General features: G+C 71.0%; 18 protein-coding genes. 6 read left to right on the forward strand and 12 right to left on the reverse strand.

Going from position 1 to position 17,019, the window contains the following annotated elements:
• Positions 1 to 73 precede the first annotated feature (73 nt).
• Positions 74 to 1,531, reverse strand: coding sequence for an SDR family NAD(P)-dependent oxidoreductase (locus GEV26_RS12045; RefSeq protein WP_153653349.1), 1,458 nt, complete (start codon positions 1,529 to 1,531; stop codon positions 74 to 76).
• Positions 1,532 to 1,653: 122 nt separating this feature from the next.
• On the opposite strand from GEV26_RS12045, the gene GEV26_RS12050 reads away from it, so the two are divergent.
• Positions 1,654 to 2,067 (forward strand): hypothetical protein, encoded by a 414-nt coding sequence (locus GEV26_RS12050; protein WP_153653350.1) that lies wholly within the window; start codon positions 1,654 to 1,656, stop codon positions 2,065 to 2,067.
• A 1-nt stretch (position 2,068) separates the two neighbouring features.
• Here GEV26_RS12050 and GEV26_RS12055 read toward each other — a convergent pair whose 3' ends face one another.
• From GEV26_RS12055 to GEV26_RS12065, 3 genes are read right to left on the reverse strand one after another with little or no spacing between them, the layout of a single operon-like run.
• Positions 2,069 to 2,731 (reverse strand): hypothetical protein, encoded by a 663-nt coding sequence (locus GEV26_RS12055; RefSeq protein WP_153653352.1) that lies wholly within the window; start codon positions 2,729 to 2,731, stop codon positions 2,069 to 2,071.
• A 20-nt stretch (positions 2,732 to 2,751) separates the two neighbouring features.
• Positions 2,752 to 4,437: a dihydroxy-acid dehydratase gene (gene ilvD, locus GEV26_RS12060; RefSeq protein WP_153653353.1), complete on the reverse strand. Its 1,686-nt coding sequence runs from the start codon at positions 4,435 to 4,437 to the stop codon at positions 2,752 to 2,754.
• A 48-nt stretch (positions 4,438 to 4,485) separates the two neighbouring features.
• Entirely contained in the window at positions 4,486 to 5,007 is a 522-nt protein-coding gene (locus GEV26_RS12065; RefSeq protein ID WP_243838726.1) for a hypothetical protein, read from the reverse strand.
• 190 nt (positions 5,008 to 5,197) lie between these two features.
• Between GEV26_RS12065 and GEV26_RS12070 the strand changes: the two genes are divergently transcribed.
• Positions 5,198 to 5,695 carry a Pycsar system effector family protein gene (locus tag GEV26_RS12070; RefSeq protein ID WP_153653357.1) on the forward strand — a complete coding sequence of 166 codons (498 nt, stop codon included), beginning with the start codon at positions 5,198 to 5,200 and terminating at the stop codon, positions 5,693 to 5,695.
• Here the strand turns inward: GEV26_RS12070 and GEV26_RS12075 are convergent.
• Complete coding sequence (locus tag GEV26_RS12075) at positions 5,654 to 6,367, reverse strand: SatD family protein (RefSeq protein ID WP_153653359.1); 714 nt, start codon at positions 6,365 to 6,367, stop codon at positions 5,654 to 5,656. The two genes, GEV26_RS12070 and GEV26_RS12075, sit on opposite strands and share 42 nt — an antisense overlap.
• A 56-nt stretch (positions 6,368 to 6,423) precedes the next feature.
• On the opposite strand from GEV26_RS12075, the gene GEV26_RS12080 reads away from it, so the two are divergent.
• On the forward strand, positions 6,424 to 7,278 hold the full coding sequence (locus GEV26_RS12080; RefSeq protein ID WP_153653361.1) for an ATP-grasp domain-containing protein: 855 nt from the start codon (positions 6,424 to 6,426) through the stop codon (positions 7,276 to 7,278).
• 205 nt (positions 7,279 to 7,483) lie between these two features.
• On the forward strand, positions 7,484 to 8,368 hold the full coding sequence (locus tag GEV26_RS12085; RefSeq protein ID WP_194839841.1) for an alpha/beta fold hydrolase: 885 nt from the start codon (positions 7,484 to 7,486) through the stop codon (positions 8,366 to 8,368).
• 9 nt (positions 8,369 to 8,377) lie between these two features.
• On the opposite strand, the gene GEV26_RS12090 is transcribed toward GEV26_RS12085, so the two are convergent.
• The 4 genes from GEV26_RS12090 to gatC form a co-directional block, all read right to left on the reverse strand.
• Positions 8,378 to 8,668, reverse strand: a complete 291-nt coding sequence (locus tag GEV26_RS12090) for a DUF1540 domain-containing protein (protein WP_153653364.1) — start codon at positions 8,666 to 8,668, stop codon at positions 8,378 to 8,380.
• A 128-nt stretch (positions 8,669 to 8,796) separates the two neighbouring features.
• Positions 8,797 to 10,296, reverse strand: coding sequence for an Asp-tRNA(Asn)/Glu-tRNA(Gln) amidotransferase subunit GatB (gene gatB, locus GEV26_RS12095; protein WP_153653366.1), 1,500 nt, complete (start codon positions 10,294 to 10,296; stop codon positions 8,797 to 8,799).
• Complete coding sequence (gatA, locus tag GEV26_RS12100; RefSeq protein WP_153653367.1) at positions 10,293 to 11,804, reverse strand: Asp-tRNA(Asn)/Glu-tRNA(Gln) amidotransferase subunit GatA; 1,512 nt, start codon at positions 11,802 to 11,804, stop codon at positions 10,293 to 10,295. Before gatA ends, gatB begins: the two co-directional genes overlap by 4 nt.
• A gap of 1 nt (position 11,805) precedes the next feature.
• Complete coding sequence (gene gatC, locus GEV26_RS12105) at positions 11,806 to 12,114, reverse strand: Asp-tRNA(Asn)/Glu-tRNA(Gln) amidotransferase subunit GatC (RefSeq protein WP_153653369.1); 309 nt, start codon at positions 12,112 to 12,114, stop codon at positions 11,806 to 11,808.
• Positions 12,115 to 12,219: 105 nt separating this feature from the next.
• Here gatC and GEV26_RS12110 point away from each other — a divergent pair, with 105 nt between their 5' ends.
• Positions 12,220 to 13,059 (forward strand): alpha/beta fold hydrolase, encoded by an 840-nt coding sequence (locus GEV26_RS12110; protein WP_153653371.1) that lies wholly within the window; start codon positions 12,220 to 12,222, stop codon positions 13,057 to 13,059.
• On the opposite strand, the gene GEV26_RS12115 is transcribed toward GEV26_RS12110, so the two are convergent.
• A complete protein-coding gene (locus GEV26_RS12115; protein ID WP_153653372.1) occupies positions 13,056 to 14,720 on the reverse strand; it encodes an NAD(P)/FAD-dependent oxidoreductase in 1,665 nt (554 codons plus the stop codon). The genes GEV26_RS12110 and GEV26_RS12115 overlap by 4 nt on opposite strands.
• 32 nt (positions 14,721 to 14,752) lie before the next feature.
• Here GEV26_RS12115 and GEV26_RS12120 point away from each other — a divergent pair, with 32 nt between their 5' ends.
• Positions 14,753 to 15,103 carry a YrdB family protein gene (locus tag GEV26_RS12120; protein WP_153653374.1) on the forward strand — a complete coding sequence of 117 codons (351 nt, stop codon included), beginning with the start codon at positions 14,753 to 14,755 and terminating at the stop codon, positions 15,101 to 15,103.
• Here GEV26_RS12120 and GEV26_RS12125 read toward each other — a convergent pair.
• Positions 15,100 to 15,930: a pseudouridine synthase gene (locus GEV26_RS12125; protein ID WP_208431087.1), complete on the reverse strand. Its 831-nt coding sequence runs from the start codon at positions 15,928 to 15,930 to the stop codon at positions 15,100 to 15,102. The genes GEV26_RS12120 and GEV26_RS12125 overlap by 4 nt on opposite strands.
• Positions 15,931 to 16,067: 137 nt before the next feature.
• On the reverse strand, positions 16,068 to 16,985 hold the full coding sequence (locus tag GEV26_RS12130) for an NAD(P)/FAD-dependent oxidoreductase (protein ID WP_153653377.1): 918 nt from the start codon (positions 16,983 to 16,985) through the stop codon (positions 16,068 to 16,070).
• Positions 16,986 to 17,019: the final 34 nt, after the last annotated feature.

The raw sequence follows: 17,019 nt of genomic DNA on the forward strand, positions 1-17,019 counted from the left end.
CTCGCCGACGGCCCGGAGGAGATCATCTCCCCCGGGCCGTCGTGCGTCCGGGGCCGGGGCAGCCCGGCAGGTGTCACCAGGGTGAGGGTGCGTAGTCCTTGAGGAAGACTCCGTGGACGTCCTCGCCGGCCTCGCCGCGCACGATGGGGTCGTAGACCCGGGCCGCACCGTCCACCAGGTCGAGCGGGGCCTTGAAGCCCTCCTCCGCCAGGCGCACCTTGGTCGGGTGCGGCCGTTCGTCGGTGATCCACCCGGTGTCGACCGCGGTCATCAAGATGCCGTCCTGCTCGAGCATCTCTCCCGCGCTCGTGCGGGTCAGCATGTTCAGCGCCGCCTTGGCCATGTTGGTGTGGGGGTGTCCGGGGCCCTTGTAGCGCCGGCTGAACTGTCCCTCCATCGCCGAGACGTTGACGACGTACGTGCGCCGCGCCTCCGCAGCCGCCATCGACGGACGCAGCCGGCTGACGAGGATGAACGGCGCCGTCGTGTTGCACAGCTGGACCTCGAGCAGCTCGAGGGCGTCGACCTCGTGGACGCGCTGCGTCCAGCTGTTGACGTCGACCGTGTCTGGCACGAGGCCGCCCGCGTCGATGCGCGCGAGATCGGCCGAGCCCGCGGTCATCGCGAGCGACGTGAGCTCGTCCGCGGTGTGGGCGTCGCCGGCCAGGACGGGGTGCGCGGAGACCGATCCGACGAGAGCCGCGGGGTGGGCGTCACTGGTGTGGCCGAACGTCAGCAGCTCGGGCAGGGGCCCGTCCGGCAGCGGGGCCGACTCCGCCTCCGCGAGCGGGGCGTACGAACCGGGGGTGCGCCGGACCGTCTGCGCCGCGTTGTTGATGAGGATGTCGAGCGGTCCCTGCTCGGCGACCGCGTCCGCCAGGCCCACGACCTGGGCCGGATCGCGCAGGTCGATGCCCACGATGCGCAGGCGGTGCATCCAGTCCGCGCTGTCGGGCATGGCCGTGAAGCGACGGACCGCGTCGTGGGGGAAGCGGGTGGTGATCGTGGTGTGGGCACCGTCGCGCAGCAGACGAAGGGCGATGTACATGCCGATCTTGGCCCGCCCGCCCGTGAGCAGCGCGCGCTTGCCGGTCAGATCGGTGCGGGCGTCGCGCTTGGACCGGTTGAGCGCGGCGCACTCGGGGCAGAGCTGGTGGTAGAACGCGTCCACGAGCGTGTACTTCTGCTTGCAGATGTAACAGGGCCGCGGCACCAGCAAGGTGCCCGCCGTCGCCCCCGCGACGTTGGACACGAGAGGGATGCCCTCGGTCTCGTCGTCGATGCGCGTCGGCGAGCCGGTCGCGGTCGCCGAGACCACCTCTCGGTCGGCCGCCGCGACCTGGGCGCGCTTCTCGAGGCGACGGTGCTTCTTGACGTTCTTGTAGAACTTCCCGCACGCGCGCCTCAGCGCCACGTAGTCAGGGTCCTCCTCGTCCAGACGCTCGGCGGCCGCCAGCACGCGCAGGGCGATCGCCAGCTCGTCGGGGTCGATCTCGGAGGTGGGCAGGACGGGATCAACAGGGACGCTCATGACCCCTCCATCCTAGGCGGGACAGAGCACCGTCCCCACACCCGTCACCTGCTCCCGGTGTCGCGAGGGTTGCAGCTTCTTGCTTTCATGGAAGGTCTTGCCCCCGAATCCCAAGGATCATCATGATGCGACGCACCATCGGGCTCGCGCTCGCCACCCTTGCTCTCACGGTCACCAGCGCCTGCGGAGGCAGCTCCTCGGACGGCGACAAGGACGCAGCGAGCGACGCCAAGACCTCGAGCACGCCGAGCGCGAGCAGCCCCAGCCCCAGCGCCGGCAGCGCGACGACGCCGGCGCCCGTCAAGTCCGTCGACCCCAACAAGCGTCCGACGGCCAAGCAGCTCGCCGAGACGCTCAAGAGCGCCGGACTGACCGAGAAGCAGGCCACGTGCTTCAGCAAGCAGCTCGTGGACTCGTCGTTGTCGGACAAGCTGCTCGCAGCCCTGGTCAACCGCGACGGCTCCTACAAGCCGAGCGCCAAGGAGACCGCGGCGTACCAGAAGATCGCCCAGGGGGCCGCGACCACTTGCTCCTGAGTCAGCGCCGCCAGAACCTCGGCCGCTTCTCACGGCGGACGCGGTCGGCGTCGCCGAGGGTCGCGCGCAGGGCCTCGGGTACTTCCTCGAGGGGCACGACGATGACAGTCGGCACGCCCAGGGAGTCCAGGTCGATCGACGCCGCCAGCGTTGTCCGGACGGCGTCCGCAGGCGCCGGTCCCCCGGCCGCGACGTAGGCGAGGCACCCGAGGGTGGGGCTGTCATCGACGGTGAAGCCGAATGCGTGCAGCTCGCTCACATGGTCGTCGGCGGCGTCGGCGAGAGCCTCCCGCGCGGACGCGTCGAGGCCGTCCCACGGCGCACGGCGTACGTCCGCCCCGTCGGGGAACGGCACCAGGTACCGCTTGAGCTGGGCCACGTAGTCGGCGGAGGCCGTCATGCCGGACGGGACCGCGGGATCGACGTGGATCCCGATGCCCGCCGGCAGCACCGTGAGCAGGGAGCGCACGCTGATCTTCTTGAGGTCCCACGACTCCAGGTGCAGCGCCTCCCCCGCGCGGGCCTCGCTGGTCCACACGCAGACCAGCTGACGCCCCGGCGCAGGCTCGCTGCCGGAGAAGACCCCCGTGGTGCGGTCCACGCCGATCAGCACCTGCGCGAACAGCAGGTCCCACCGGGTCGCGAAGACCTGGCCGCCACTCACCGCGTACGCTCCGACCGCTGCTAGCCGGTGATCGCGCCGTGTGCCGCTGAGCTGACCAGCTTGCGGTACTTCGCGAGGACGCCCGTCGTGTACTTCGGGGGCAGCGGCTCCCAGCCGACCTTGCGGGCCTCGAGCTCGTCGGCGTCGATCGCGACGTCGAGCCGCTTGTTGGCCACGTCGAGGGTGATCTGGTCACCGTCCTTGACGAAGGCGATGGGCCCACCGTCGACCGCCTCGGGGGCGACGTGCCCGACGCAGAGACCTGTCGTGCCGCCCGAGAAGCGTCCGTCGGTCATCAGCAGGACGTCCTTGCCGAGGCCGGCGCCCTTGATGGCTCCGGTGATGGCCAGCATCTCGCGCATGCCGGGGCCACCCTTGGGGCCCTCGTAGCGGATGACGACGACATCGCCGGCGACGATCGTGCCGGCCTCGAGCGCGTCCATCGCCTTGCGCTCGCCGTCGAAGACCCGGGCGGTGCCGGTGAAGACGTCGGAGTCGAAGCCGGCGCTCTTGACGACAGCGCCCTCGGGAGCGAGCGTGCCGTGCAGGATCGTCAGGCCGCCGGTCCGGTGGATCGGCTTGTCGATCGGACGGATCACGTCGCCGTCGAGCTTGAGCTCGATGTGAGCGAGGTTCGCGGCCATCGTCTTGCCGGTGACGGTCAGGCAGTCGCCGTGCATGAGGCCCGCGTCGAGCAGCGCCTTCATGATGACCGGGATGCCGCCGACCTTGTCGACGTCGTTCATGACGTAACGGCCGAACGGCTTGAGGTCGCCCAGGTGCGGGACCTTGTCGCCGATGCGGCTGAAGTCCTCGAGCGTCAGGTCGACCTCGGCCTCGCGGGCGATCGCCAGCAGGTGCAGGACGGCGTTGGTCGAGCCGCCCAGCGCCATGACGACCGTGATGGCGTTCTCGAAGGCCTTCTTGGTCAGGATGTCCCGAGCGGTGATGCCACGGCGCAGGAGCTCGACGACGGCCTCGCCGGACTTGATCGCGTAGTCGTCGCGGCGGCTGTCGATCGCCGGCGGAGCCGACGAGCCCGGCAGGCTCATGCCGAGGGCCTCGGCAGCCGAGGCCATCGTGTTGGCGGTGTACATGCCGCCGCAGGCGCCCTCGCCCGGGCAGATCGCCCGCTCGATCTTGTCGACCTGCTCACGCGACATGCGTCCGGCCAGGCAGGCACCGACCGCCTCGAAGGCGTCGATGATCGTGACGTCCTTGCCGTCGACGTTGCCGGGCATGATCGAGCCGGCGTAGACGAAGACGCTCGCGAGGTCGAGGCGGGCCGCGGCCATCAGCATGCCGGGCAGGCTCTTGTCGCAGCCGGCCAGCAGCACCGAGCCGTCGAGGCGCTCGGCCATCATGACGGTCTCGACCGAGTCGGCGATCACCTCACGGCTGACGAGCGAGAAGTGCATCCCCTCGTGGCCCATCGAGATGCCGTCCGACACCGAGATCGTGCCGAACTCCAGCGGGTAGCCGCCGCCGGCGTGCACGCCTTCCTTGGCGCGCTTGGCGAGCCGGTCGAGCGGCAGGTTGCAGGGGGTGATCTCGTTCCAGCTCGACGCGACACCGATCTGCGGCTTCTCCCAGTCCTCGTCACCCATGCCCACGGCGCGCAGCATGCCTCGTGACGCGGTGGCCTCGAGGCCATCGGTGACGGTACGGCTGCGGGGCTTGATGTCGATCTCGTTCTCGGGGGGCATGGGACCAAGATTACGGCTCAGCCCGTGCGCGTGGTGAGCGAGTCCACGTCACGACGCGATCTGGGCGAGCAGGTACGTCGCGAGATCGCGCAACCGCTGCTCCTCGGACCACCGAGCGACCTGCAGTCGGCGGCTGAGCGCCTGGGGCGAGACGCCGAGCTGGTGGGCGACCTCTTTCTGCGTCCGGCCCGTCGCCATCGCGGCCACCGCCTCCGCCCCACCCTCCGTACGGTCGGTGATCACCCGGGCCAGCGCATGGAGCGCCGTCTCCGCGTGACGAGTGCCCTCACCCTCGACCGCGAGGCCGACGGCGGTCGAGCTGGAGCGTTCGACTGCTGCCCGCGCAGCGATCAGCGCGGGTCCCCTGCTGGCGCGGACCGAGTCCGCGATGGGCTGGTCCACCGCCCCGACGCCGATGCCGATCCACCACGCCTGCGTGGCGACCACCGCGCAGACCAGGTCGACGACGACAGCCGGATCGTCCGACAGGCCCTGCACCTCGTCACCCGCCGTTCGCTCGAACTGCCGCACGAGCGCGTACTGTCCCAGCCGGTCCAGCAGATCGGGCACCGCGTCGTCGGTGTGACGACTTCGGCGTTGATCGATCGTGATCGCAAACACATCTCATGATCAGCGTTATTACATTGATTTGTCAAGATCAACGCCTGCATGCTGATCACAGTTAATCAACGCCACATCATTGATTGCGAGCAGGTCCGTGCTTGGTACCGTGGGCGTCCACCACCGACACGGAGGACACATGCCACGCAATCCGGCTCCCGACGTCGAGCTGGCGATCCTCGCGGAGGCCCGCAACGAGGTCGGAGCCGCGGACCACAAGGCCTCGATGGTGCTGGCGGTGCTGGGGATCGGCTTCGGCGCCCTGCTCGCAGGCCTGCTCGCCCGCGACTGGAGCCCCCGCGACCTCGACGCCGTGGGTGCGTTCTTCTGGTGGCTGGCCGCCGCGCTCGCCTCGTCGTCCGTCGCTGCCGCGGCGCTGGCCGTGTGGCCGCGGTTCACGGTCCCGGACAGGACCAAGGAGGTCTTCTACTGGGGCCACGCAGCGGCCTTCGAGAGCCAGCGGTCACTGGACGCCGTGCTCGACCGCCATCCCCCGAGGCTCGAGGACCGGACCCGGCACCAGCTCTTCGAGCTGTCGAGGATCGTCGCCAAGAAGTACCGGTACGTGCGCCTGGCCATGTCGCTCGCGGGACTGTCAGCCCCGGTCTTCCTGCTGGCGAGCCTGATCGGCTACTGATCGGTCGAACCACGCGGCGAACTGGTCGTGCGAGCTCAGCACGGCGAAGGCTCCGCTCCGCCGCAGGTTCTGCGACACCGCGGACGAGGAGATCCCTTCGGCCAGCGCCATGTCGACCTGGGACGCGCCGCTCAGGAGGTGCCGCAGCAGCCGCCGCGACCGCCCCGCCATGCGGGTGACGATCTGGTCGCGGGTCAGCAGGAACGCGTTCACGATCGCGGCCGGCGGGTGCTCGTCGCGTTCCGGGCCGGTCAGGCGCTCGGAGACCTGGTACCAGGTGCGCAGCGTCCGGTCGCGCGCGCTCTCACGGCTCTTGGCCTCCACGATCGCGTCGCGTGCAGCCCACCAGGCCGGCCCGTCCTGCAGCGGCCCGTAGGGCGTGCGACCCAGGTCCTCGACCGCACCCACCCCGATCCCCGCGCGACAGTCCAGCTCGTCCGGGAGGGCGAGGCGCAGGGCCAGGGTCGCGCGCACTGCAGAATCGACCGAGAGATAACGTGCCTGACACTCGTCGCCGAGCGTCGGCTCGAGGGGCTGGTCGAAGTCGACCGCCTCGTTGACCTGCTGCAAGGCCTCCAGCAGCCGCGCGTGGACCCAGGCCCGGTCGGGGTGTCGGCGCGATCCGACGAGATCGACGATGACCGCCACGCGAACGTTCGAAGCAGGGGTCATGCGTGAAGCATATGCATGAAGTTAAGACAGAACCGGGACGATGGCAGGATGGCCCGATGACGATCGCCTTCGTGACCAGCTCGGACCATCGCGCGTACGACCCCGACCTGCCGCTGCTCGAGGCAGCCGCGGCTGAGCACGGCATCCGCGGCGAGATCGTGACCTGGGACGACCCCGAGATCGACTGGGACGCGTACGACGCCGTGGTCGTCCGCTCGTGCTGGGACTACATCGCCCGTCGCGAGGAGTTCCTGCGCTGGGCCGCGACCATCCCCCGCCTGCACAACTCGGTCGACGTGTTCACCTGGAACACCGACAAGGTCTACCTGCGCGAGCTGCAGGACGCCGGCGTCCCCGTCATCAGGACGCTGTGGGACGTCGCGGCTGGCGACGACCTCGGCGACCACGACGAGTGGGTCGTCAAGCCGACGATCTCGTCGGGGTCCAAGGACACCGCGCGCTGGAGCACCCGCGAGGAGGTCTGGGCGCACGGCGAGGAGCTCGTGGCCGCGGGCCGCACGTCGATGACTCAGCCCTACATCTCCTCGGTCGACGAGGAGGGCGAGACGGCGATGCTGTACTTCTCCGGGACGTTCTCCCACTCGATCCGCAAGGGCCCGCTGCTGCTGCGAGGCGAAGGAGTCCGTCAGGACCGGGACAGCCGCGAGGAGATCACGCCGCGCACCCCGACCGCACGACAGCGTGAGGTCGCCGACCACGCGCTCGAGACCGCCACGGCGCTGCTCGGCCTGGACGCCGCTCCGCTGTACGCCCGCGTGGACCTGGTCACCGCGGCCGACGCAGAGCCGATCCTCATCGAGCTCGAGCTGACCGAGCCCAGCCTCTTTCTCCCCCAGTCCGACGGAGGCGCGGGACGCCTGGTGCAGGCAGTGCTGAACACCCTGAAGTGAGCCCAGCACTGCACCCGGCTGCCGCACCCCCGCGGCCGCGGATTCCCAGGAGAACCTGGGAATCCGCAGTGCCTCACCCCGGTTCCTGACACGTCACCCTCGGTACGACCGGGGTGCCGTGTCAGATTTCGGGGTCCTCCTGGGAAACCGCGGCCGGCCGTGGTCACGCGTTGCCGTTGCCCCCTTCGCCATGGACAATCGGCGCGTGACCTCGCCGACTCCCGCACTCCTGCGCTACTACGACGTGAAAAGCGCCGACGGGACCCGCATCCGGGCGTGGACGAACGACGGCGACGGGCCGACGGTGCTGGTCTCGAACGGCCTGGGCACCAACCCGCACGCGTGGCCGTCGCTGCTGCGGCCCGAGTCGGGTGTGCGCGTGGTCGGCTGGAACCACCGCGGCACCGGCGGATCGGCCCGGCCCACCGACGGACGCGTGGACCTCGACTCGTTCGTCGAGGACGCGATCGCCGTCATGGACGATGCCGGGATCGACGCCTGCGTGGTGGCTGCCTGGTCGACCGGGGTGACGATCGCCTTCGAGATCAACGCCCGCTTTCCCGGACGGGTGACCGGCATCCTGGCGGTGGCCGGCGTGCCCGGCAACACCTTCTCCACGATGCTCGCGCCTCTGCTCGTTCCGCCACTGCTCGCCCGCAGCCTGATGGTCGGCGTGTCCCAGACCGTGACAGTCACCGGTCACGCGCTGGCGCCCCTCACCCGGCGGCTGCCGTGGACCAACGTGACCGCCGACCTGGTCCGCCAGAGCCGGTTCATCAACCCGGCCGCCGACACCGCCGAGGTGCGCGTGCTGCTGCAGGAGTTCTTCACGACCCATCCGGCTTGGTACGCCAAGCTCGCGATCAGCGTCTCCAAGCACGCCCGTGTCTCCCTCAGCGACGTGGACATCCCGGTCACGTTCCTGGCCGCCAAGTGGGATGTGTTCACCGGCGCACGGCACATGCGCACCGCCGCTCAGCGGATCAAGGGATCGCGCTACCGCGAGCTGAACGCGACGCACTTCCTGCCGGTCGAGTTCCCCGAGATCGTCCTGGACGAGCTCAACGAGCTGCTCGACCGGGTCGGCTGAGCCGAGCCGTCAGGCCGGCGCGTACGTCAGGCAGTCGGCGGCGTCCGTGCCGGGTCCGACGGAGATCGAGCTCGCCCCGCACTCCAGGCTCTCGTTGTGCCGGCAGTCCGTGCGGTGGCAGGCGCCGACCTTCGCGACCATCTTGCTCAGCCCACCGCTCGCGCCGATGTCGATGAACGTGCCGCACGCGGCTTGCGAGCCGGACACCGTGATCGCGCCCGCGTGGCACGCCGTGTCGCTGTTGTAGGAGCACCCCTCGACGGAGCAGGTGTGGACTTCGGGGAGATCGATGACAGTCATGCGTGCCTCCTGGCCGGGTCGTTCTCACGACGGTAACCCCGGCACCCCCTGATCAGGACACCCTCACGAGCGCCACGACCGGGCTGGGCCGCCGGAGCGATCGACTGATCGCTCCGGCGGCCCGACGCTCACGAGGTGAGCTTCTCCAGGATCAGCTCGCGGACCCGTCCGGCGTCGGCCTGGCCGCGCATCTCCTTCATCACGGCACCGATCAAGGCACCCGCGACACCGAGGTTGCCGGCGCGCACCTTCTGCGCCGCGTCCGGGTCGGCCTCGATCGCCCGGTCGACCGCCGCGCCGAGCGCACCGTCGTCCGACACGACCTCGAGCTTGCGGGAGACCACGACCTCCTCGGCCGTGCCCTCGCCCGCGATCACGCCGTCGAAGACCGAGCGGGCGAGCTTGTCGTTGATGCGCCCCGCGTCGATGAGCGCCTGGATCTCGGCCACCTGCTGCGGCGTGATGCCGAGGGCGTCGATGTCCTGACCGCTCTCGTTGGCGCGCCGCGCCATCTCGCCCAGCCACCACTTCTTGGCGGCCTGGGGCGTGGTGCCCGCCTCGACGGTCTCGACGATGAGGTCGAGAGCGCCCGCGCCGATCGTGTCACGCATGTCGAGGTCGGAGAAGCCCCAGTCCGCCTGCAGGCGCGCGCGACGTACGGCCGGCGGCTCGGGCAGGGTGGCCCGCAGCTCCTCGACCCACTCCCGCGACGGCGACACCGGCGCGAGATCGGGCTCGGGGAAGTAGCGGTAGTCGTCGGCGTCGGACTTCTCGCGGCCCGGCAGCGTCGTGCCGGAGTCCTCCTGGAAGTGCCGGGTCTCCTGCACGACCTTGCCCCCGGCGTCGAGGATGCCCGCGTGGCGCGAGATCTCGTAGCGCACGGCCCGCTCGACGGAGCGGAACGAGTTGACGTTCTTGGTCTCCGAGCGGGTGCCGAGGACGTCGGAGCCCTTGGGCTTCAGGGACAGGTTGACGTCGGCACGCAGCGAGCCCTGGTCCATGCGGACGTCGGAGACGCCGAGGCCGCCGATGAGGTCGCGGACGTACGAGACGTACGCGCGGGCGACCGCGGGAGCCTTCTCGGCCGGCACCTCGATCGTGCGGGTGACGATCTCGATCAGGGGGATGCCCGCACGGTTGTAGTCGACGAGCGAGAAGTCGGCACCGTGGATGCGCCCGGTGGAGCCGCCGACGTGCAGCGCCTTGCCGGTGTCCTCCTCCATGTGGGCGCGCTCGATCTCGATCCGGTACGTCTCGCCGTCCACCTCGACGTCGACGTGGCCGTCGAACGCGATGGGCTCGTCGTACTGCGACGTCTGGAAGTTCTTGGGCATGTCCGGGTAGAAGTAGTTCTTGCGCGCGAAGCGGCACCACTCGGCAATCTCGCAGTTGAGCGCGAGACCCATGCGGATCGCGGACTCCACGGCCTTGGCGTTGACGACCGGCAGCGCGCCGGGCAGCGCGAGGCAGACCGGGCAGACCTGCGTGTTGGGCTCGGCGCCGAACTCGGTCGGGCAGCCGCAGAACATCTTCGTCGCCGTGTTGAGCTCGATGTGGATCTCGAGCCCCATCACGGGGTCGTAGCGGCTGATGGCCTCGTCGAACGGGACCAGCGTCTCGGCGCTCATCGTGCAACCTCCAGCTCAGGTGCCCGGGACAGCAACGCGCCGCCCCACTTCTCCTCGAGCATCCGCTCGAGTGCCGCCGCGGCGTTGTAGAGCCGGTCGTCGGCCTTCTGCGGGGCGAGCAGCTGCAGCCCCACCGGGAGTCCGTCCTCGTCGGCCAGTCCGACGGGCAGGGACAGTCCGGGGATGCCGACCAGGTTGGCCGGGATCGTGGCGACGTCGCCCAGGTACATCGCGAGCGGGTCGTCGAGCTTCTCCCCCAGCGGGTACGCCGTGGTGGGCGACGTGGGTGACACCAGCACGTCGACGTCGGCGAACGCTGCGGCGAAGTCGCGCGCGAGGATCGTGCGCACCTTCTGGGCCGAGCCGTAGTACGCGTCGTAGTAGCCGCTCGACAGCGCGTACGTGCCGAGGATGATGCGTCGCTTGACCTCGTCGCCGAAGCCCGCGTCGCGGCTGGACGCCATGACCTGCTCGGCACTCGGGTCGTCGACTCCGGCCGGGGGCACCCGGACGCCGTAACGCATCGCGTCGAACTTGGCCAGGTTGCTGCTCGCCTCGCTCGGCATGACCAGGTAGTAGGCGCCCAGCGCGTACTCCAGGCTCGGGATCGAGACCTCGACGACCTCGGCGCCCGCGCCCGTGAGCAGCGCGACGGCCTCGTCGAAGCGGGTCTGGACGCCGGGCTGGAAGCCCTCGCCGCCCAGCTCCTTGACGATGCCGATGCGCAGCCCCTGCACGTCGGCGCGACGGGCCGCGGCGACGACCGCCGGGACCGCGTCGGGGATGCTCGTGGAGTCCATCGGGTCGTGGCCCGCGATGAGCTCGTGGAGCAGGGCCGCGTCGAGCACGGTACGCGTGACGGGGCCCGCCTGGTCGAGGCTGCTCGCCATCGCCACGAGGCCGTAGCGGCTCACGCCGCCGTAGGTCGGCTTGACGCCGACCGTGCCGGTCAGCGCGCCGGGCTGGCGGATCGATCCGCCCGTGTCGGTGCCGATCGCGAGCGGGGCCTCGAAGGCCGCGACGGCCGCGGCCGAGCCACCACCGGAGCCGCCGGGGATGCGGCCGGTGTCCCACGGGTTGCGGGTCGGGCCGTACGCGGAGTGCTCGGTCGACGAGCCCATCGCGAACTCGTCCATGTTGGTCTTGCCGAGGATCGGCAGGCCCGCGGCCTTGATCTTGGCGGTCACCGTCGCGTCGTAGGGCGGGATCCAGCCCTCGAGGATCTTGGAGCCGCACGTGGTCGGCATGCCGCGGGTCGCGAGCACGTCCTTGACCGCGATCGGCACGCCGGCGAGATAGGACAGCTGCTCACCCTTGGCACGGCGGGCGTCGATGTCGGCGGCCGTCGCGAGCGCGCCCTCGGCGTCGACGTGCAGGTAGGCATGGATCTCGCCGTCGACCGCACCGATGCGGTCGACCAGCGCCTGGGTGACCTCGACCGAGGACACCTCGTTGGCCGCGAGCGACTGGGCCAGCTCGTCGGCGGTCTTGCGGGTCAGATCGGTCATGTCAGTCCTCCCCGAGGATCTTGGGCACGAGGAAGCGCTGCTGATCGGACGCCGGGGCGCCGGCCAGCGCGTCCTCGGGGCTCAGGCTCGGCCGGACGACGTCCTCGCGGAAGACGTTGTCGACGGGGACCGGGTGGCTCATCGCCGGGACGTCGTCGCCGGCGGCGCGCTGGACGCTCGCGACGTGGTCGAGGATCGCCGGCAGCTCTGCGGCGAGGTGGTCGAGCTCAGCGTCGCTGAGGTCGATGCGGGCGAGGCCGGCCAGGTGGACGACGTCGTCGCGCGAGATACCCGTGACGGGCTCAGACATGCGACTTCCTTGCGATCGAGGGGTCGTGCGGTTGCTGATCCATCCTAGTGACCCGGCGCAGTCGCTCCCACCGGGCACCGTGCCCGTCAGGTGTCAGGATGGGGCATGGCCGAATCGCGCATCACCCAGCTCACCCACGCGGGCATGACGTTCGACGTGATCGACAGCGGACCGCTCGACGGCCCGCCCGTCGTGCTGCTGCACGGCTTCCCGCAGCGGGCGACGTCGTGGGCGAAGGTGTCCGAGCAGCTGAACGCCGAGGGCCTGCGCACGTACGCGCTGGACCAGCGCGGCTACTCCCCCGGCGCGCGGCCCACGTCCCGCTTCGCGTACGGCCTCGGCGAGCTCGTCGGCGACGTCACCGCGCTGATCCACCTGATCGGCCGGCCCGTGCACCTGGTCGGGCACGACTGGGGGTCGGCGGTCGCGTGGGCCGTGGCCGGCGGCCACCCCGAGCTCGTCCGGACGCTGACCGCCGTGTCGGTCGCGCACCCCACGGCTTTCATGAAGTCGATGGTCAGCAGCTCCCAGCCCCTGCGGTCGTACTACATGCTGCTGTTCCAGCTGCCGGTCCTGCCCGAGCGACTGCTCAGCACCCCCAACGGGCTGGGCGAGAAGATGCTGCGCGCGGCCGGCATGGACAGCGACATGATCGAGACCTTCCGGCGCGACATCGTCGCCGACGGCGCACTGCCCGGTGGCCTCGGCTACTACCGGTCGATCGTCCTCGGCGGCAAGGAGGTCGGCCGCAAGGTGTCGGTGCCCACGACGTACGTCTGGAGCGATCAGGACGCCGCGCTCGCCCGTCGCGGCGCCGAGCTGACTGCGGACTACGTCACGGCTCCGTACGAGCTCGTGGTGGTGCGGGGCGCAACCCACTGGCTGCTCGACCAGAATGCTCCCGAGCTCGCCGAGATCATCGTCGAGCGGGTGCGCTCGGTCTAGGCCGGCGCGGGCGCCAGGTGCGCGTGCACCTGCGCGACCGCCCCCGCTCCCTCGCCACTCGCCGAGGCGACCCGCTTCATCGAGCCGGCCCGGACGTCGCCGGCGGCGAAGACCCCCGGGACCGCGGTCTCCAACGCGGCCGGCGGCAGGCCGCCTCGCCAGGCCGACTTCGGGATGTCCCGGCCGGTCAGCACGAAACCCCGCTGGTCGCGGCTGACCTCGTCGGGCAGCCAGTCACAACCGGGCTCGGCACCGAGCAGCAGGAACAACCCGTCGGCGTCGTGCCGCTCGGTGGAGGGACCGACCGCCAGGTCGATCCACTCCAGACGTCCGTCTCCACCACCGTCGACGACCTGCGCGCCGGTGAGCACCCGGATCCTGCGCTGGGTGGCGATCTCGTTGACGAGGTACGCCGACATCGTCTCCGCGAGGCCACTGCGTCGCACCACGATCGTCACCGACCGGGCGAACCGGGCCAGGTGGATGGCCGCCTGCCCCGCCGAGTTGCCGCCGCCCACGATGAAGACGTCGCGGCCCTCCATCTCACGGGCGACGCTCGTCGCCGCACCGTAGTAGACGCCGAGGCCCACGAGGTCCTCCAGGGCGGGCACGCCGAGCCGTCGATAACGGACCCCGCACGCGATGAGCACCGCCCGGGCCCGGACGACGCCGCCGTCGTACGCGATCTCGTGCAGGTCGCCGACGCTCATCTCCTCGACCGGGCGCCCGGTGAAGATCCGTGCCCCGAACCGGGTGGCCTGCAGCCGGGCACGGAAGGCCAGGCGCATCCCGGACACGCCGCGTGGGAAGCCGAGGTAGTTGCGGATCATCGAGCTGGTGCCGGCCTGGCCGCCGACGGCCTCGGACTCGAGCACGATCGTGCGCAGCCCCTCGGACGCGCCGTAGACCGCCGCCGCGAGTCCTGCGGGGCCCGCGCCGATGATGGCGAGGTCCGCGACGTAGTCGTCGCCCAGGTCGGCCGGCGAGCCGTAGAACATCGCGGCGACCAGATGCTCGGTCGCGGCCGTCAGCGGCGGCCGGCCGAAGGCCGACACGAGCGGCAGGGCAGCACCCTCCCCCGCCTCGGCCAGGAGCTCTCGGCCCACAGGACTGTCGGGCTGGTAGCGCGTCCACGGGACCGCCATCCGGTCCAGGAAGTCACGGATGCCGGCGATCTCGATCTGGCCGCCGTCGTCGACGATGCGGACGCCGGCCACCTCCGGCGTCGACGTCGACGTGGCCCAGTCCGAGAGGTACTCCGCGATCGCGGTGTGGAACTCCTCGTCGCGTGGCCCTTGCGGGATGAGGAGGTAGGTGTCGAGCCGGCCCACCGCGAGGGCCGGCCGCAGCTCGTCGAGCGACGCGCCGAACGTCCCCATCGGCACCAGGACGATCCGTCGGCTGCTGGGCGAGACGTTGCGCAGCACGTCCAGGACGTCCACCGCATCGATCTCGAGCCCGTAGTCGACCGCGATGAGGGCGATGTGCCGGCCGCCGGCGATCACCATCGCGGCGAGATCGGTGACGCCGAGGACGTCAGTGGTCACCTGGACGTCGTAGTCACGGGCGTACCTGCTCGCGAACTCGTCGGTCAGCACCGTCCGGTGCTCGTCGGAGGCCACGACGAGGATGATGGGGCTCGGGCGCGATGACTCGCTCATGGCGCGAAAGTAGCACTCCCTAGGCTGGACCCATGCCTCCTCAGAAACCTCAGGACCTCGGTCCCCTCGACGCGATCGCCTTCCTGTGCGAGATCGCGATGGTCGTGATCCTCGTCCTCGCGGGCCACGGATTCGTCGACGGCTGGCGGGGCTGGGCCGTCGGTGCGTTCCTCGCGATGGTCGCGGTCGCCATCTGGGCGCAGTGGATGGCCCCCACGTCCGCCCGCCGGCTCGAGCTCCCGACGCGGTTCGTCGTGCAGGTCATGCTGTTCCTGACGGTCGCGCTCTACGCCGCCGCCGGTGGGCTCGTCCTGCCGGGGATCGTCTTCGCGATCGTCGCGATCGGGGTCTTCGCGGCGCTGGCCCGCGAGAACGCCTCCTAGAGGGCCTCGGCCGGCAGCAGCGGGAGCGAGCGGACACTGGTGAACCTGCGCTCGGTGCCGTCGATCGGATCCGTGAACGCGATCTCGGCGGCCAACAGCTGCAGGGGCCGGCTGAAGTCGTCGACCTCGAGGTCGAGGACCGTCGGGTAGAGCGGGTCGTCGACGATCGGGATGCCGAGATCGTTGAGGTGCATGCGCAGCTGGTGCGTGCGTCCCGTGCGAGGTGTCAGCCGGTAGACGCCGTGCTCCCCGCTCCGGGACTCCAGCTCGACCAGCGTCTCGGCGTTCACGGGTGCGCCCGGCACCACCTCGGCCTGCCAGGTGCCGCGCTGCTTGACCAGGTGGTTGCGGACCACGAGCGGCAGCTCGAGGTCGTCGCGCACCGGCGCCACGGCCCGGTACGTCTTGCGGACCGCGCCGGCCTGGAACAGCGACTGGTACGGCCCGCGCCACTGCCTGGTCGTGGCGAGCATCAGCAGGCCGGACGTCACCCGGTCCAGCCGGTGCAGGGGTGAGAGCTCGGGCAGCTCGAGCTCGGCGCGCAGGCGGGTCACGACGCTCTGGCGCACGTGCCGCCCGCGCGGGATGGACGACAGGAAGGCAGGCTTGTCGACGACCACGAGCCGTTCGTCGCGGTGCACGACGACGATCTCGCCCGGGACCTCGACCTCGTCGGGGAGGTCACGGTGGAACCACACGAACGTGTGCGGTGCGTACGGCTGCTCCTCGGCGACCGGGCTCCCGTCGTCGTGGACGAAGCGCTGCTCGGCCAGCATCCGCTCGACGTCGACCCGTTCGGGCAGCCGGTGGCGCAGCCACGCGCCCATCGTCGGCCACGGGTCGGGGTGCGGCTTGTCCCGGTCGGGGGTCCGCAGCCACGCGGCGCCGAGACCGTGACGCGGCGGCAGCGGGGAACGAGGGGGCACGTGCCGAGCCTACGGGCGACGGCCCGCGCGGCCGCGGGTCAGGTGTGGAGCTCGTCGTCGATGATGTCGGCGTTGACGTCCATGCCCGCGAGCGTCCCGGCGCTCGCCGCCGTCACGAGGTGGGCGGTCGGGTCGGTGCAGTTGCCGGCGGCCCACACGCCCGGGACGCTCGTGCGTCCGTTGTCGTGGGTCGTGATCGCGGGGCCCATCGGGGTGTCCTCCATCGCGAGCCCGAGTCGCTCGACGAGGACGCCCGGCGGCTCCATGTCCGGCACCAGGAACAGCGCGTTGGCCGGCACCCGGGTGCCGTCGGCCAGCTGGACCCCGGTCAGCGCGCCGTCCTCGGCACGCTCGATCCTCGCGACGGCCCCGTCCGCGACGCGGATGCCACGACGTCGCAGCGTCGCGTGCGCATCCTCGTCGAGCGCGGCGACGTCGTTGACCAGCAGCGTCACGTCGTCCGACCACTGGCGCAGCAGGTGTGCCTGGTGGGCCGAGCCGGCATGGGTCGCGAGGATCAGCAGCGGGCTGTCGGCGACCTCGTGGCCGTGGCAGTACGGGCAGTGCAGGACGTCCGAGCCCCAGCCCTCCCGCAGGCCCGGCAGGTCCGGGAGCGTGTCCGCGGTGCCCACGGCGATCACCAGCCGGGGTGCGACGAGCCGCCTCCCGCCCTCGAGCTCGACGGTGAACGCATCGTCCTTCGGCAGCGCCGCCGTGACGGTGTCCTCGACGACCTCGACCCCGTAGCGGGCGGCCTCGTCGCGCCCGGTCGCCAGGACGTCGGCGGGGTCCGCACCGTCGCGGGACAAGAAGCCGTGCAGGTGGGCGGCCGCGCGGTTGCGCGGCTCGCCGGCGTCCACGACGACGACGCTGCGTCGCGCAGCGCCGAGGACGAGTGCCGCCGAGAGCCCGGCTGCCCCGCCGCCGACGATGATGACTTCGTGCGTGGGTTGCATGGCGCCGGACTACCCCGCAGCGCCGTGCGTCATA

This window comes from Aeromicrobium yanjiei (assembly GCF_009649075.1).
GTDB lineage: Bacteria > Actinomycetota > Actinomycetes > Propionibacteriales > Nocardioidaceae > Aeromicrobium > Aeromicrobium yanjiei.

Bases quoted from the DNA above. Each gene is read 5' to 3' on its own strand.
- GEV26_RS12045 (WP_153653349.1), bottom strand. From the start codon at position 1,531: ATGAGCGTCCCTGTTGATCCCGTCCTGCCCACCTCCGAGATCGACCCC.
- GEV26_RS12050 (WP_153653350.1), top strand. From the start codon at position 1,654: ATGATGCGACGCACCATCGGGCTCGCGCTCGCCACCCTTGCTCTCACG.
- ilvD (WP_153653353.1), bottom strand. From the start codon at position 4,437: ATGCCCCCCGAGAACGAGATCGACATCAAGCCCCGCAGCCGTACCGTC.
- GEV26_RS12070 (WP_153653357.1), top strand. From the start codon at position 5,198: ATGCCACGCAATCCGGCTCCCGACGTCGAGCTGGCGATCCTCGCGGAG.
- GEV26_RS12075 (WP_153653359.1), bottom strand. From the start codon at position 6,367: ATGACCCCTGCTTCGAACGTTCGCGTGGCGGTCATCGTCGATCTCGTC.
- GEV26_RS12080 (WP_153653361.1), top strand. From the start codon at position 6,424: ATGACGATCGCCTTCGTGACCAGCTCGGACCATCGCGCGTACGACCCC.
- GEV26_RS12090 (WP_153653364.1), bottom strand. From the start codon at position 8,668: ATGACTGTCATCGATCTCCCCGAAGTCCACACCTGCTCCGTCGAGGGG.
- gatB (WP_153653366.1), bottom strand. From the start codon at position 10,296: ATGAGCGCCGAGACGCTGGTCCCGTTCGACGAGGCCATCAGCCGCTAC.
- gatA (WP_153653367.1), bottom strand. From the start codon at position 11,804: ATGACCGATCTGACCCGCAAGACCGCCGACGAGCTGGCCCAGTCGCTC.
- gatC (WP_153653369.1), bottom strand. From the start codon at position 12,114: ATGTCTGAGCCCGTCACGGGTATCTCGCGCGACGACGTCGTCCACCTG.
- GEV26_RS12110 (WP_153653371.1), top strand. From the start codon at position 12,220: ATGGCCGAATCGCGCATCACCCAGCTCACCCACGCGGGCATGACGTTC.
- GEV26_RS12115 (WP_153653372.1), bottom strand. From the start codon at position 14,720: ATGAGCGAGTCATCGCGCCCGAGCCCCATCATCCTCGTCGTGGCCTCC.
- GEV26_RS12120 (WP_153653374.1), top strand. From the start codon at position 14,753: ATGCCTCCTCAGAAACCTCAGGACCTCGGTCCCCTCGACGCGATCGCC.
- GEV26_RS12125 (WP_208431087.1), bottom strand. From the start codon at position 15,930: ATGGGCGCGTGGCTGCGCCACCGGCTGCCCGAACGGGTCGACGTCGAG.
- GEV26_RS12130 (WP_153653377.1), bottom strand. From the start codon at position 16,985: ATGCAACCCACGCACGAAGTCATCATCGTCGGCGGCGGGGCAGCCGGG.